This window comes from Acetobacter malorum (genome assembly GCF_002153605.1).
Taxonomy (GTDB): Bacteria; Pseudomonadota; Alphaproteobacteria; order Acetobacterales; family Acetobacteraceae; genus Acetobacter; species Acetobacter malorum_A.
Window position 1 is genome coordinate 1 of the sequence record NZ_JOPG01000046.1, and the last position, 15,262, is coordinate 15,262.

Annotated in this window: 9 protein-coding genes; 5 read left to right on the forward strand and 4 right to left on the reverse strand. The window is 57.1% G+C overall.

Annotated elements, in window-relative coordinates:
* Positions 1-795, reverse strand: a complete 795-nt coding sequence (locus tag HK23_RS13450; protein ID WP_086654355.1) for an ImuA family protein — start codon at positions 793-795, stop codon at positions 1-3.
* Positions 796-951: 156 nt separating this feature from the next.
* Between HK23_RS13450 and HK23_RS13455 the strand changes: the two genes are divergently transcribed.
* Together HK23_RS13455 and HK23_RS13460 are read left to right on the forward strand one after the other, a co-directional pair.
* Positions 952-3,054 (forward strand): ATP-dependent helicase, encoded by a 2,103-nt coding sequence (locus HK23_RS13455; protein ID WP_086654356.1) that lies wholly within the window; start codon positions 952-954, stop codon positions 3,052-3,054.
* A gap of 13 nt (positions 3,055-3,067) precedes the next feature.
* A complete protein-coding gene (locus HK23_RS13460; protein ID WP_086654357.1) occupies positions 3,068-3,715 on the forward strand; it encodes an SOS response-associated peptidase in 648 nt (215 codons plus the stop codon).
* Positions 3,716-3,832: 117 nt separating this feature from the next.
* On the opposite strand, the gene HK23_RS13465 is transcribed toward HK23_RS13460, so the two are convergent.
* Positions 3,833-7,663 carry an SIR2 family NAD-dependent protein deacylase gene (locus tag HK23_RS13465; protein WP_218777717.1) on the reverse strand — a complete coding sequence of 1,277 codons (3,831 nt, stop codon included), beginning with the start codon at positions 7,661-7,663 and terminating at the stop codon, positions 3,833-3,835.
* 765 nt (positions 7,664-8,428) lie between these two features.
* On the opposite strand from HK23_RS13465, the gene HK23_RS13470 reads away from it, so the two are divergent.
* Complete coding sequence (locus HK23_RS13470; RefSeq protein WP_179193916.1) at positions 8,429-10,390, forward strand: GTPase; 1,962 nt, start codon at positions 8,429-8,431, stop codon at positions 10,388-10,390.
* Positions 10,383-12,167 carry a GTPase gene (locus HK23_RS13475; RefSeq protein ID WP_086654360.1) on the forward strand — a complete coding sequence of 595 codons (1,785 nt, stop codon included), beginning with the start codon at positions 10,383-10,385 and terminating at the stop codon, positions 12,165-12,167. Before HK23_RS13470 ends, HK23_RS13475 begins: the two co-directional genes overlap by 8 nt.
* Positions 12,168-12,561: 394 nt before the next feature.
* Here HK23_RS13475 and HK23_RS13480 read toward each other — a convergent pair whose 3' ends face one another.
* Complete coding sequence (locus HK23_RS13480; protein WP_086654361.1) at positions 12,562-13,473, reverse strand: AraC family transcriptional regulator; 912 nt, start codon at positions 13,471-13,473, stop codon at positions 12,562-12,564.
* Between the two features lie 68 nt (positions 13,474-13,541).
* On the opposite strand from HK23_RS13480, the gene HK23_RS13485 reads away from it, so the two are divergent.
* Positions 13,542-14,396 carry an oxidoreductase gene (locus HK23_RS13485; protein ID WP_256940215.1) on the forward strand — a complete coding sequence of 285 codons (855 nt, stop codon included), beginning with the start codon at positions 13,542-13,544 and terminating at the stop codon, positions 14,394-14,396.
* 242 nt (positions 14,397-14,638) lie between these two features.
* On the opposite strand, the gene HK23_RS13490 is transcribed toward HK23_RS13485, so the two are convergent.
* Complete coding sequence (locus HK23_RS13490) at positions 14,639-15,235, reverse strand: DUF6538 domain-containing protein (RefSeq protein ID WP_373270333.1); 597 nt, start codon at positions 15,233-15,235, stop codon at positions 14,639-14,641.
* Between the last annotated feature and the right edge of the window lie 27 nt (positions 15,236-15,262).

The following is a 15,262-nucleotide window of genomic DNA, read 5'->3' on the forward strand; positions in this document are numbered from 1 at the left end:
TCAGGCGCGGGCGCGTCTGGTCCAAGTCGTTTCCTGATCCGGTCGGTCGGCCAGAGTGGCAGGTAAAGCGAGACGATCCGCGACCGGGATACAGGGAGAGAGCCTTCCTTTGGCATTACAGGCCTCCACTTCAAAATCGGCACATTCGCCCGCCCGGGCACGGATGAGTTCCAGCAACCAGCGCGGTCTTCCAACGCCGGGCACCGGTAAAGGCACGGATGGCAGGACTGAGACCCGCCATCGGGTCACACTGGCAGTCGGCTGGCCGAAATCCGCCGCATCCGTCTGTCGTCGCCACCGGCGTATCGCGATGCCAAGCGAACCAGACGTTTCAGCCGCCAGTTGCAGGCGACGTGAGGCCGTCATGGACAGACGCGCCACCTCGGCGACCACGGCCCCAAGGCCGCCATGCCGCAGCCCTTCCTCGAAGCAGGCCAGCACATCGACGTCCGAACTGGCCTCGACAAAAATGGTTCGTCGTGCCGACAGCCCGACCTGTTTTAGGGAGGGGGCGAACACATCCTGACGGGTGACGATCCAGAGCACCTTGCCACGTGTGCGGGCCGCAATCCCGGCGCAGAACTGACCGGCCGCCGCACTGTGCAGGGCGTCGTTGCCTCCGCCTGCCACCTCATGCAATGCCCCCAGCGCCAGACCGCCACCGGGCAGACGGGCGTCGATTTCGCGCACGCCAAAAGGCAGCACCGTGCGGCGTCGTTCGCTGTGCCCTTCGAGACGGCTGATCGCGGCCCGCAGCGTCTCCAGACCGGGTTTTTTATGGGTTTCAGCAGTCATGTCACGGCTCGACGGTCCTTGTGCAGGCGTATTTCATGATTATATGTTCCTGATTTGTTCTAATCATGCTACGCAAGTCAATGCAAATTCGCTCCGTATCCGGCATGCTGGTGTCCGATGTTGGATCAGTATCGTTGATGAAAGTGCGCTAAGGAATTGAATCCAGAACCTTCTCCCGCTTCGGGCAGCGATGATTATCTGTCCCGCCTGAATGACGCTCAGCGACAGGCCGTCACGCATGGGACCGGAGTCTCGGCAGGCAGGGCGGGCTCATCTCCGCTGCTGGTCATCGCTGGCGCCGGATCGGGCAAGACCAACACACTCGCGCATCGGGTCGCGCATCTGATCGCCTCAGGCGCCGATCCGCGTCGCATCCTGCTGCTGACCTTCTCGCGCCGCGCCAGTGTGGAGATGACGCGCCGGGTGGAACGCATCTGCAAAACCGTGCTGGGCGACAAGACCGGTCCACTGGCCGACGCGCTGGCCTGGGCCGGGACGTTTCATTCCATTGGTGCGCGGCTACTGCGGGAGTATGCCCAGCAGATCGGTATGGACCCGGCCTTTTCGATCCATGACCGCGAAGATTCCGCTGACCTGATGAATCTGATCCGCCATGACCTGGGGTTTTCGAAAACCGAGAAGCGGTTTCCCGGGAAGGGCACGTGCCTTGCCATCTATTCCCGTGTGGTGAATTCCGGCGCACCGCTCGCCGATGTATTGCTGAAGCACTATCCGTGGTGCGCGGGCTGGGAAGCCCAGCTCAGGCAGCTTTTTGCAGGTTATGTCACGGCGAAACAGGAGCAGGGCGTGCTGGATTATGACGACCTGCTGCTGTGCTGGGCGCAGATGGTCAGCGACCCGGTTCTGGCGGCCGATATCGGTAGCAAGTGGGATCATGTGCTGGTCGACGAGTATCAGGACACCAACCGGCTGCAGGCGGATATCCTGTTGGGCATGAAGCCGGACGGGCGAGGCCTGACGGTGGTGGGTGATGACGCGCAGAGCATCTATGCCTTCCGGGCGGCGACCGTGCGCAACATTCTTGATTTTCCGGCGTCCTTCGATCCCCCGGCCCATGTAGTGACGCTGGACCGGAACTATCGTTCCACGAAACCCATTCTGGATGCCGCCAATACGGTGATCGGCGAGGCGGCCGAGCGGTTCACCAAGGATCTGTGGACCGAACGGGCTTCGGAGGAAAAGCCACGACTGGTCACCATCTGGGACGACACCGCTCAGGCCAATTACATCGCTGATCGGGTGTTGGAAGAGCGGGAGGCAGGAACACCAATGAAGCAGCAGGCTGTGCTGTTCCGGGCTTCGCACCATAGCGGCACGCTGGAGGTGGAACTGACCCGGCGCAATATCCCGTTCGTGAAGTTCGGTGGCCTCAAGTTTCTCGACAGCGCGCATGTGAAAGATGTTTTGGCGCTATTGCGCTTTGCCCAGAACCCACGCGACCGCATTGCGGGCTTTCGGGTGTTGCAGCTTCTGCCGGGCGTGGGTCCAACCTCGGCCCGACGCGTGCTGGATACGATGGGTGAGAGTGCCCATCCGTTCGAGGCGTTGAAGGATGTGAAAACCCTGCAACGCAGTGGCGAGGTCTGGGCGGGTTTCGTAAACCTGCTGACCGCTCTCGGCAGCCATCAGGTCGGCTGGCCGGGCGAGATCGCGGCCGTGCGGTACTGGTATGAGCCGCATCTGGAGCGGCTGCATGAGGACGCCTCCACCCGGTTGGCCGATCTGGTGCAGCTTGAGCAGATCGCCGGGGGCTATCCGTCACGCGAGAAGTTCCTGACCGAACTGACGCTGGACCCGCCAGATGCCACGTCCGATCAGGCTGGCGTGCCGCTGCTGGATGAAGACTATCTGATCCTCTCGACCATTCATTCCGCCAAGGGGCAGGAGTGGAAGAACGTGTTCGTCATGAACGCGGTCGATGGGTGCATTCCGTCTGATCTGGCGACGGGCGAGCAGGACGACATCGAGGAGGAACGTCGCCTGCTCTATGTGGCTATGACGCGGGCGAAGGACAGTCTCGATATCATGGTGCCGCAGCGTTTCTATGTGCATGGCCAGCACAGCCGGGGAGACCGGCATGTCTATGCTTCACGTACACGCTTCATTGATCGGGATATGCTGTCTTTGTTCGAAGCCGTGTCATGGCCTGTCGTGAAACCGGAAGACCAGGCCCGGCAGGAGGCGGTGCAGTCCGTGCGGATCGACATGGCCGCCCGTCTGCGCGGCATGTGGTCGTAAGGGAGCGGGACCGATGTGCAATCTCTATTCCATGACTTCCAACCCACAGGCGATCAAGGACGTTGCAAAAGTCCTCGAGGATCGCACGGGGAATCTCCAGCCATTGTCCGAGATTTACCCGAACACGATGGCGCCAATCGTGCGGAATGGCACGAACGGTCGTGAACTGGTCATGGCCCGCTGGGGCATGCCGACACCGCCCGGTTACCTGAAAGGCCATAAAGTGGATCGGGGTGTGACCAATATCCGCAATCCGACTTCGACATGGTGGAAGCGCTGGGAAGGGGTGGAGCACCGCTGTCTGGTGCCGCTGACCGCCTTCTCGGAACCCGAGCGCCGGCTGGATGGCAAATCACGACAGGCGTGGTTTGCCCGCAGCGATGGAGAGCAGGTGGCTTTCTTTGCAGGTATCTGGTGCCAATGGACATCCGTGCGGAAACTGGCTGATGGAGAGACAACGGATGACCTGTTTGGATTTCTGACCACCGAGGCGAACCGGGAAGTTGGAGCCATCCATCCGAAAGCCATGCCGGTGATTCTGACGCAGCCAGATGATCTGGATGTATGGATGAATGCGACTGTCAGCGAGGCTCTGCGGCTTCAGACGCCTTTGTCTGATGGCATGCTTGCTTGTGTCGATCCTCCGCGGCCTTTGGAATGACAGTTATGGGGGGTGAACAGCCTGTCTGCTTCCCGACTTAGATATTTGAAAACGGACACTCTCCACCAAGCCCGGTGCAGTTGCTGCTCAGTGTTGAGCGGTTCATCCTCGTCATATCTACTCGCTAGCCAAAACCAAATCACGAGCACGGCGAGTGTCGGGAAGAGGGTCCGCCGCGATTGCGCTCGCCCATACTGCGTGAGTAGCGGGATCGCCGCGTTTCGCTTTTTCCATCGCTGTTACCAGCCAAGCAGCAAAGTACCTTGCCAAGAATGGATCGTAACCAAGGTCGCCATTATTCATGTCTAATTCAGTCTCAAAAAGGATTGAATCTAGACCTGCACTAAGAAGTTCATCTTCGGTAGTTGGCACGCGCGTCGGATAATTGCACATCATCCATGCAAGAAAACGCAAGGTTGCGATAAGCGTGGGCGCACGGCGCATCGCGACTGTATAAATTACCTGATGCCAGAATACGTCATCGACTAATGCTCCGCCACTCGCCCCTCCAATGTACTGATCAAACAACGCGACGAGCAACGCGGTGCCATCTTCCGGTGTCTGGAATAGTCGTTTGATTTTTTCTACGGCGTCTTCGGGTGTCATAAGCCCGAGATGAACAAGCGTAGGGAGCGCCGGCTCTAATCGCAGAGGGTAGCACGGCGTTGATATCAGTGTTCTCAGCGAATCCATCGCTTCCGGAACATCAATTACTCGCATCGACAGTGCCGCTACGAGGCGGGACGTCTCTACCTCGACGCTGGCCGACGGATCGCCAAATGGGCTTAGCGATCCATGCCTCGCAGGGTGGTTAACAACAAAGATCCGAAGGCGTTCGATTTCCTTGTTCAAGCGGTCTGCATCAAACTCAACCTTTGACTGTTGCAACCAAGCGGTTAGCTCGCCAAGTAAATCTGGCAACCCGGCTTTTGGAGGAGGATCCTTCAGAGGACGAACAATCCTCTCGATCTCCTTTTGCAGGCTCTTCGGATCAGGCTTATCTCGTGGCTCTTGCACCATGGCTGTTGAGCTCTCATCCGACTTGTCAGCTTCCCCCGTAGGCTCGTCGTCAAACATGCTATTAATTAGGTCGATAACAAATTCGTCGGGATGAGGTGACGGAAAGGTCAAGAATGCAATTGGCCAAAATACAGTCCTTCCGGGCAGTCCTCGCTCCAGATGCTCCGGCAACCACAAAGCTTTAGCCAGCGCGTCATAATGGGCTTTGCCTACGAGCTTGGTGCTCCAAAGCCAGTCAAGCCGTTTGGATGCTGTGATTCGAGTGTTGGCGTCCGCAAGCGCGGCAATCATTTGTTCAACTACCACATCCCATTCAGGCCCAGGCCTTTTGATTGTCAAATTTTTTGACACACGTTCCGTGAGATCGGGCCTGTCAAACGGGGAAGGTACTTCGTCGTGCTGAACCGGAATTGGCTCTTTAAACAGCGACAGCAGCATCATGTCACGCTCGTCGGGGCTTGCGGCTTCCAAGCTTCGCACGACAACGCGGGGGAGCATGTCACCTAAATCGATGCGTCGCGACAATCGGGAATTCCGATGAAAATCTAGGGCAACCGCAACTAACTGCGGTGCGCCTGCTGGCACGCGAAGCACGATGCGTGAAGCGATCTCACAAGCGGCTTTCAGGCGGTCAATCCAAAACCCTGCGTTGTCTCCTCCTTTTTCGACTCGTTTCTTGGCGGCCACCATCAAGCGCTGTGTGCGATCAAGCAAGCGTTGAGCCTCCATGAGGCCGATCCTAGCCACGACACTACGCGTAAGCAGTGTCTTGGTCGTCTTATTGGCATCTCCGGGCAGAACCTGCATCAAAGCGTCCATCGCCCGGCTTGGGGCGATATCCATTAGCCAGTTGGATGCCCCTGTCAGTATCTGTCCTGCCAAATTCGTATTTCCAGTACGAATTGGTAGTCCGCTTTCTTCCTGAAAACGCAGTGCTTGATAGGCTAAAAGCCGATCTATACGCGGATCGCTCATGACGATATTTAGCGTGCTTGACACCGCCCCAAGATCAAAATCTTGCTTTTTTTCTAACCGTCGTCGAAGAGATGGTGGCTCTTGCGAAAGTTGCTGAACCAGTAGGAAGAAGTCCTCGCGCCCGGGACAACCACGGGCTTGTAATAGTTCCTGACGAAGGTCGAACCGGTCGCTTATCGGTCGGTTTTCGAGCCAGTTCCCAAAATCGGCATGAAGAACCGATGCTCGAAACAACATTGTAAAACTCTCGCGCGACCATGCCGCGATATCTTTGCGCCCTCGCAACGTTTGCTCGCGGATTGTGATCAGCACTTGCGCGGAAAGCTCAGACGCAGCGGCGTCACGACCAAGATCAGACAGCAACGCAGCCTTGCGTAGCGACCAGAAACTGTCACCAACGATTGACCAGCTTTCGAGGAGCGCTTCGAGACCGTCGACATCAAGCTCAGCCCGACGCTCAAGGCAGCGCTCGTAATGCAGTCGGTCGCGGAGACCAGGCTCGTCATCCAGTCGGGTCTCTAGCCAATCGCTCCAACGCGTGAACGACTCCCGATCGTTCTCCTCGCGAGCGTGCCTGATGACAGCAAGCACCAATGCACGGAAATAGGAAGCCGACTGTGGAGGAAGCGTCGAATAACGCAGATGTAGTGCTTCCAATAAGGCAACGACCTCTTTACCGCCCACCAGCGAAAGTGGGATGAGCGCAGCCTCAAGCTGCCAGTTGAGTTCGAATAACGCGATAAGACGTTCTTCTTCTAGTAGTTCTCTAAGCCCACAGACGACATGATGCAGATGATGGCAAATCCGCCCCCACATCAATTTGCTGGTCATGATCGGCGGGACAATCCAGCCTGGATAGACTGATCGATTCTGTCGCCACTGGGCGACCAGCAATCGAAACGTGTCAACCGAGGGTGTCTTCCCGTGTAGTTCAGGGTCATGCAACGGCGCGCAAGGATCAGTCACCGCCGTGACATAGGCTAGAGGTGGCACGAATCCTGCCGCTGGCCTCGGCCAGCGCTGTTGCGGATAGGGTTCGGCTGAGCGTAATCGCTCTAAGAACCATTGGTGCGCGTTGCTCATCCGCTGGTTCTCTGGCCAACTCGCCAGCATTGGGAGATGCAGTAGGTCGACCGGTTGAATTCCGCGCGCCTCCAGCATCTTGCGTTTAGGCGCAGTGAGATCGAGCACACCTACAAGATAGATGAGGGGAGCCTTGGCACCGAGGCGATCACGTACCCATCCCGACCAAAAAAGGAAGTTAGGATCGTCACCGGAGAAGCCAAGGAGCACAAGTGTGTTCTCCATCGCGACCTGTTGGGCGAGGTTGACGAACGCCCCGGCACGGGCCGGATAGGTGCGGAAATCCTCCTCGGTGAACACGAAGGGCATGTTTGACGGGAAGCTACCGTGAAGTTTGACAACGCGAGGTGACCTTGCTGCCGGAATCTCCTCGACGGTCCGCACGACATCGTAGACGCGTTCTTCGGCACTTTCCGCAGCGCGTTCGATGAGTGTGTCCCAGTTGGTCGTCATGATATCAGCCCACGGTAGCTCGACCAGCATGCGGTGGAGGTTACCCGGCTTAAACTGCTGATCCGGGACATATTGCAGGATGAGCTTGTCCAGCGCGTCTCGCCCAAACTGTGCCTCGAACTCCTCAGCGACCCGCAGATAAGCGCTGGTCGCTCCTGCCTGTTGCAGCAACCATTCTCGTGGTCCCTTCCTTCCCGTGATATCGCTTGTCGAGCTTCCCGGATAAAGCTGCTCTACCATCGTGGCGTATATGTCGTTCCAGCCGGGCATAACTCCAGAAGACGGACGCTTCGGGATCGCGTTACGGCTAAATCCGGCACCGACCAGCAATGCTGCAGTTCCGGTTGGCTCCCTGGACCATAAGGCTGCTGCAATTCGTCTGACATGTGGTTCGTCTGGAAAGCTGTCGCCAGTCACGCTTAGAATCTCCACTTAACCCATTGGTCCACAGATAGCAGTTTCTCGCATCTCACTTTATACAATGAGATCACGTTTGGGGCAGCGCCACTTTTTCCAAAATTTGGCCGATCGCAGTTTGCCTAACAATGTCGGCTTTCGGGCAACCATCACAACCGCATGAATGACTGGGATGAGGCGGAAGCGGACATAGCTCTGGATGCATAAGCTTTACGCTTTATGAGGGTAGGGGGCATTTATTTCAGTAAGAGGTCATGCGTGTGCCGAAAAAAGTTCATTAAAACAGCCTATTAATCCCGCTTTGCTCTCAACTTGCGGTTGTCGCAAGCTGAGAAGCAATCCTGCCCCCGCAACCACTTACAGTTTCTGAAACCCCGCCAAGTCATCGACTTGGCGGGGTTTTGCTATGCGTAAACTGAGGCCTTCTTCTGTAAAATCGTTTAATTTCAGTTCCTTAAGTATGGTAGGTTCAAAGCGGGAGTATCATACCGCGCAACCACTTGCGATTACCTGCATTGACGTGAGACGCTGTTACAATCAGGCTCGGAAGCGAATGTAATTTTAGTTTCTGGATTGATGACTGACCTTATTCGAGACCTTAGGCACCGCGACGCGTACCATCGAGCACTCAGGCAGTGCGCGCATGTCGCCCGAGAGGAGTTTGAGGTCGCCGCCCGTGCCCTCCACGACGCTGAGCAGATTGGGCAGAAACTAAAGGCAGCGGTGGCAGCCGTCGCGCGTCGAGTCCCGACCGACGGAGCTGCCGTGGAAGACGCCCGAGCACGACTTCAAGAACTCGACGCAAAGCTTGAGACGACGCTAGCGGACTCCCTCCGTGCGACAAACGCAGCTCTTAACGCCAAGCAGAATGTCCTCAGTCGCTTCACGGTCACGCTCTTTGGCCGAACGATGGCAGGCAAAAGCACAATCCGTGAGGCGCTCACTCGCGGCGACGGTGCCACCATTGGTAAGGGCGCTCAGCGTACAACCCGCGACGTGCGCGAGTACGTCTGGAACTCCCTCCGCATCATCGATACCCCCGGCATTGGGGCGTACGAGGGTGACGAGGATCGCGCGCAGGCATTATCGGTGATCGACGAGACCGACGTTGTATTGTTCCTCGCCAGCTCCGACGGGGTTCAGGAGGAGTCGTTCAAAGGTATGCGGGAGTTGCGCCAGCAGAACAAGCCGCTCATTTTCGTGTTGAATGTAAAGCGCGATCTCGAGAAGCCTGTGAACATGCGTCGGTTTCTGAAAGATCCACAAAGCGTCTTCGACGAGAACGAGCTTCGTGGACACTTCGACCGCATCCGCTGGCTCGCCCGTGACTACCTTGGCATGCGCGATGTTCGGATATTCCCGATCCACGCGCAGGCGGCATACTTCTCCACTCGCCCCGAGTATGGAGAAAATGCCGAACTCCTTGCGGAGCGCTCCCGCCTCGGAGATCTCCTCCACGCACTTGAGGTGGAGGTTTCCCAACGCGGCCTTGTCCGTCGAGTGCAGACCATCGTCGATGGTACCCAAATTTCGTTGCTTGATCTCCAAGAGGAGCTTGGTAAGCAGGCAAAAACTGTGAGGCGAGCGGCTCATTACCTCGAAGACAAGTTCGGAGAGCTTGATGTCTGGCTTAGTGGCTTCATCCGGGCAACAAACGCCCGCGCGGAGACGGAAGCGAGCCAGCTCGTACAGCCGCTCCGCGCATCGGTGTCTGCGTTCATCGACGAGAACATCGAACGAGAGGATGTAGGTGACCGCTGGAACCAGAAGGTGGGAGCGCTCGACATCCAGGGCTGGCTCAAACGTCAGCAGACCGCCATCCTTGATGAGCTTCGCGCTCGCCTCGTTGAGTTTTCACGAGAGATGTCAGTAGAGTCGAAATTGATAGGAGAGTTCGACGCCGCCAGCCCATCACAGTTTGACCCGTGGGATGTGAAGCGATCTCTGCGTTGGCTCTCTGCAGCAGGGGGTGCTATGGCCGGCGTTGCCGCTGTAGCTGGGTACTTCGGTGCCGCGAACTTTTGGAATCCAGTCGGGTGGATTGCCGGTGGCGTTAGCGTGATCGCTCTAGGGCTGTCATGGCTTTTCAGCGACCGCGAGAAAAAGCTTCAAGGCCAGAAGGCAAAGGTGACCTCCGACCTCCGTAAAAGTATCGACAACCTTGAGCGCGAAGTCGCGAACGGCTTGAAGAAATGGTTCTATGACAGCGTGACGAGCCGATTAGTTCGCGCGATTCGCAAGGACACACGGCAGCTCTATACTGGCATGAGTGAGGTCTCTCGATCCCTGAATGATGGGGCCCGTCAGGTGGATACCATTGTCGAAGGGCTCAACCGCCGCCTTCTTATCCGCACGGGCCAGTTCGTTCAAACGCCTGTGGAAGAAGCTCTAATCGCCCGTGTAGTTCGTGACCCCGGCATTCGCGTCAAGTTCCTTTGGAGAGAGAACACCGAAAACGCGGCGTTCTGCAAGCGGGTGGGCCTCGCGATCGGCGAGTGGGTCGACGAGATTCCAGACGTTCCTGTCGCTCAAAAGGTAGCTGCCGCCCTGCGTCCTGCCAGCGTCTCGCCCACGAACGTATCAATCTCGGCTCAATCGGCCCTAGTTCGGGTCCCACAGCAAGAAGTGGGACGCGCTATCGGAAAGCGCGGCAGCAATGTTTCCCTTGCCAGCCGCCTCGTGGGTGTACGCATTAAAGTGATTGGAGAGGACCGCGCACATGGCTGACAGAGCTTCCTTCGAATTTGGCGAAATCCTCTCAGCAACCCAGCAACTTCAGAGTGATCTGCGCGCGGCCACCGCGTGCTCCGAGGATCCAAAGGTCAAAGCTCTCGAACGCGAGGTGGATGAGGTTCGGATCACTGGGATGTCGAGCGACGCGCCCCCTCTTACCATAGCCTTCGTCGGCCAGTATAATGCGGGAAAGTCAACGATCCTTCGCGTCCTCACTGGCCGCGAGGACATCGTGATCGATTCTGACGTCTGCACCGACGCAGTCACAGTTTACGACTGGAAGGGTGTCCGGCTCCTTGACACGCCGGGTGTACATGCGGGACACCCCGACCACGACGAGAAGACCTATGCGATCATCGATCGCGCCGATCTCATCGTGTTCGTCGTTACGAACGAGCTGTTTGACGACACGATCGGGCGGCACTTCCGAGAGCTCGCATTCGCGCGTCAGCACGCGCGCCGGATGCTCCTTGTCGTAAACAAAATGGGCCAAGATCCAGGCTCACCTGAGACGAAGCAAGGCGACATCGAGAAGGTCACGGCACCGCTCGTTCTTGAGGATTTCCACGGTGTCTTCGTCGACGCCCGGTCGTGGATTGAGGCACAAATCGCTGACGAAGAGGATCGCGTGGACCTCCTCGAACTTGCCAACGTCGGAGCGCTTACGGATGCGCTCAACGGATTTATAGCGGAGCGTGGTTTGACAGGTCGCTTGTCGGCACCGCTCTTCACGATGCGTGGCATTGCAGAACAAGCGTCGGCGCTGCTGTCAACGGATTTTCCCCAAGAGCGCGCCGCGCTCGAACTCCTCCACCGCAAGCGAAGCATCTTCCTAGCGTCGCGAGGTCGCTTGCGCACAACGATGAGTGGTGTCATCGCAAGAGCTGTCGTCGACATCGGGAGTTACGGCGACGAGGTCGCGGAGTCGATCGAGCCAGGCAAAACCGAGAAGGATGTCGAAGCACTCCATACCCGTGCCCAAGCCAATGCCAGCGCTCGCAGTAAGGCGCTTTCTGACGAGGCCCGCTTATGCATCGAGACCGAATTTAGCGAGCTTCGCCGTCAGTTGGAGGCCCTTCGTGATGGCGTACTCGCGCGTGAACTGACTGGACAGGTTGAAAGCGGAACACCTAGCGACGTCGGGCTCGGCGACTTCGCATCGCTGGCATGGCACGCGCGTTCAAAGGAAGAAGGTCTTGCCGATTGGCCCGCCAAGGCTAAGAAGGTCGGGAGCGTTGCTAAGGACATCGGAAATTGGGCAGCTCGATGGGCCACGGGGCCTGCTGCTGAGGGAGCTTCTGCATTCAGTGCCACGGCGGCTCGCGGGAGTGACGCGCATAAGGTTGTCTACAACGTTGGGAAGTTCTTTGGCGTGAAGTTCCAGCCTTGGGGAGCCGTCAAGGTAGCCCGAACAATCGGAAATGCCGGTCGGCTCGTTTCCGCAGTCGGCGGTGTCCTGGCAGTCGTCGCGCAGATCGCTGAGGACCGTCAGCAGGAACGATACCACCTACAACTCCGCGACGCACGCGACGGCGTGCGCTCTGCCTATCGGGACTCTGCTCTATCAGTTCAGACTGCCTTCTGGGAGCAGTTCGAATCATTTTCCAAAGACTTTTATGACTCTGAGTTGCTTGCCATCGATGAGACCGTCGAAGATCTCATCGGAAAGCGCAGTGAGCGGAAGTCTGGAGCGGAGGGTTTCCAGAATCTGGAGCGACGTGCTGAAAAATTAATCGAGTTGATTACTTTGAGGCGATTGCCGGCCCCATAGCGCAGTGTTGTGCAAGTCCAATTACAGCATTCGAGGACTAAAGTGCCCCACCAAAGCAGCTGCCCCTAGATGTAAATTCTGGGGCTATTCACTGTGACACATCGATGCGACGCTCATAATCACGCACGAATTGGCGTCAGAGGGTCATGTTAGACGGGTAGCGTTATAGGATGATGATTGCATCATAATGACGAGACGTTTAGCGTCCGTAGGTGGCATTTCGGGTCTCTCCATCTGCCCTGTCGTGCGTTCAGTTCCCGCAATGTTGCCGCGCAGAAATCTACCCATCGATGTCGGCTTACGGGAACGTCGCTTACGGACGGAATGTCTAGGATGAGGCGTATCCTGACTGTCTACTAAGCAATCGGTCATTGCCGGGCGCGGGATTTGCGCGTCAAGCCTGTGGTGGCTCACCTAGATGTTCTCGCATCCAGTGAGCCTCCTCGGTTGGGGTGCGATGAAAATGGCGTTTGAAATCCCGGCTGAACTGGGCCGCACTGGCATAACCAACTTCGGCGGCAATAACGGCAAGAGTTCCTTGACGTCGTGCGATCATTAGCCGGGCTTCATGCAGCCGCAGCGCCTTGAGATATTGAATCGGGGTATTCCCGGTGAGGCGCTTAAAGCCGACGTGATATGACGGAACGCTCATACCGGCTGTTGCAGCAAGTTCCGGAACCGATAACCCTTCCTTGTAGCGTTCGCGGATCAGCGTCAGGCTCTGCACGATCCTGTCTGACGTGCCATTGCGACGCAAGGCTGCCATCAGCGATCCGCCCTGAGGCCCGACCAGGATGCGATAATGCAATTCACGCAATAGCCCCGGGCCGAGAATAGCGAGTTCCTGGGGATGACGGAGAGCATGAAGCAGGCGTTGAAGTACATCCGTCATGGCAGGTGCCATTCGACTTGAAATCAGACTTCGCGCCTGCATTCTTTCGTCATGACCTGCTTGTCTCTTCAGTGCGGTCGCTATTTCAGCAGCAAGATGCAGGTCGAAATCGAAGTAAATGGCCAGCAGAGGATGAGCAGGGCTAGCCTGCGAAGCCATCCGGAAAGGCACAGGGACTGAAACGGCAAGATAATGCTCGGCATCATATCGGTAGATCTCGCCATTGAGGAAACCCTGCTTGCCCCCCTGCAGGACGAAAACCGCACCAGGGCGATAAAGAACCGGCACATCTTTGAGGACAGCCTCGGAACGCAGGATACGGACATTCGGCAGAGACGTTGCGTTATAGCCAGATCGCGGTGCGAGTTCCGCAGCCAATGCGAGGAGCGAAGAGGTATCTGATTGATAATTCATAGGATCATGCAAGGATGTTAGAGAAATCGCAGTATAGTTCTGGATAATACGCTATTATTGGTCAAGGCATGAACGAAATCGAGTCGAGCAGAGCCATGCCACAGAAAACCTTCTTTATCACGGGTGCCAATTCGGGATTTGGGTTGGCGATTGCCCAGGCTGCCCTTGAGGCAGGTCATCGGGTAATTGGTACAGTCCGATCGCAAACAGCAAGAGCGTCCTTACTGGAGCGACTGCCGGATGTTCGCGCGGTCCTGTGTGACGTCACTGACTTCGACCGTATCGCCGCCATCGTCGCACAGGCAGAGCAAGACCATGGTCCGGTTGACGTACTCATCAACAATGCCGGTTATGGGCATGAAGGGGTTCTGGAGGAATCTCCTCTCGAAGAAATGCGCCGCCAGTTCGACGTCAATGTCTTCGGAGCCGTTGCGATTGCCAAAGCCTTCCTGCCGCGTTTTCGCGAACGCCGCAGCGGGTTTATTGTGAACGTGACATCAATGGGTGGTCTGATCACCATGCCGGGTATCTCGTATTACTGTGGCAGCAAATTTGCTTTGCAGGGCATTTCGGACGTCATGCGTGCAGAGATGGCGCCTTTTGGGGTTCACGTCACCGCGCTATGCCCTGGATCCTTCCGAACAGACTGGGCCGGTCGCTCGATGGTTAGGACCGAGCGATCGATCAAGGACTACGACGATCTGTTCGATCCGATCCGGGCTGCTCGCCACGAGAAGGACGGCAAACAATTGGGCAACCCGGCAAAGCTTGCTGCGACAGTGCTTCAGCTCGTTGCGTCGGACATGCCTCCACCTCAACTCCTTTTGGGGAGCGATGCTCTGCGCCTGGTTCGTGACCGTCTCTCTCGCATGGAAAGAGAAATTGAGGATTGGGAGGAATTAACCCGATCAGCAGACGGGTAATTTTTTTTCGCACACAGTGGCAGCTGTCAGAAGCTGAATTTTCCGAACCGAATGTCCGCAAAGAGGGCGACTGCTGCCTGTCTGCTCCTTTATCACTGAGCAGGCAGGCAGATCACGGGGGAGAACGGAATGTCGGTTATTGAGAAGACCTGACCGGAAGCTGCCATTCGCAGCGTTCAAGTTCATGACGGCTTCCGACCAAAACACGCTGTCTGCTGATCACCCTCTAACGTCAGCTCCCGCTAAGAGCCGACGTCCAGTATTTTTCCGACGGCGATCAAAGTGCACGCGAACGTGGCCGTCAGTCGGCTGGCTGGCTGGCTGGTTATACGCGCAGCCTTCTCGCCCCCTATGATGGACACAGGCGCATCTCCGAAAGCTTGCAGGAACAACTCTACGGCCCGCTGGGTCGCTTTCTTGGTGTCAGCGCTGGCATGGGGACTGTCCAAGACAAAGCGTTTCAGGGCACCGGAGAGCATTAAAGGTTGGGTTTTGGGTGTTTTGGCTGGTTTCTCCACTATTCGGGGTTTTGGCATCGGTGCTGACACCGTCTTAAATCCCCCTTCACGAGCAGATGAAGGCAGGTTCACGCTCTGCAAATCCCGCAGTGAAACCCGCAGTCCTTCAAGCCTGCTTAAGGCATCTGGTTCAGAGAGGGCCAGATGGGCCTGAGAGAACAGTTCTGTGGTTCTGGCATGAAGGATTGAAGCGCGTTTGCGGGCTTCGTTCTGGTAGCCGGTTTTCAAGGAAACCCAGATTTCCCGCCGGTTTAAGGCTGCTCGCAGGGCAGGGGGAACTATACGGCGAAAGTGGTAAGTGGTGCCTCGGACACGGAGCATAAAATCTTCCCTCAGTGGGGAAGGACG

What these genes read in the sequence shown, in the direction of transcription:
- HK23_RS13460 (WP_086654357.1), top strand. Translation starts at nt 3,068, where the DNA reads ATGTGCAATCTCTATTCCATGACTTCCAACCCACAGGCGATCAAGGAC.
- HK23_RS13450 (WP_086654355.1), bottom strand. Translation starts at nt 795, where the DNA reads ATGACTGCTGAAACCCATAAAAAACCCGGTCTGGAGACGCTGCGGGCC.
- HK23_RS13485 (WP_256940215.1), top strand. Translation starts at nt 13,542, where the DNA reads ATGAACGAAATCGAGTCGAGCAGAGCCATGCCACAGAAAACCTTCTTT.
- HK23_RS13480 (WP_086654361.1), bottom strand. Translation starts at nt 13,473, where the DNA reads ATGAATTATCAATCAGATACCTCTTCGCTCCTCGCATTGGCTGCGGAA.
- HK23_RS13490 (WP_373270333.1), bottom strand. Translation starts at nt 15,235, where the DNA reads ATGCTCCGTGTCCGAGGCACCACTTACCACTTTCGCCGTATAGTTCCC.
- HK23_RS13475 (WP_086654360.1), top strand. Translation starts at nt 10,383, where the DNA reads ATGGCTGACAGAGCTTCCTTCGAATTTGGCGAAATCCTCTCAGCAACC.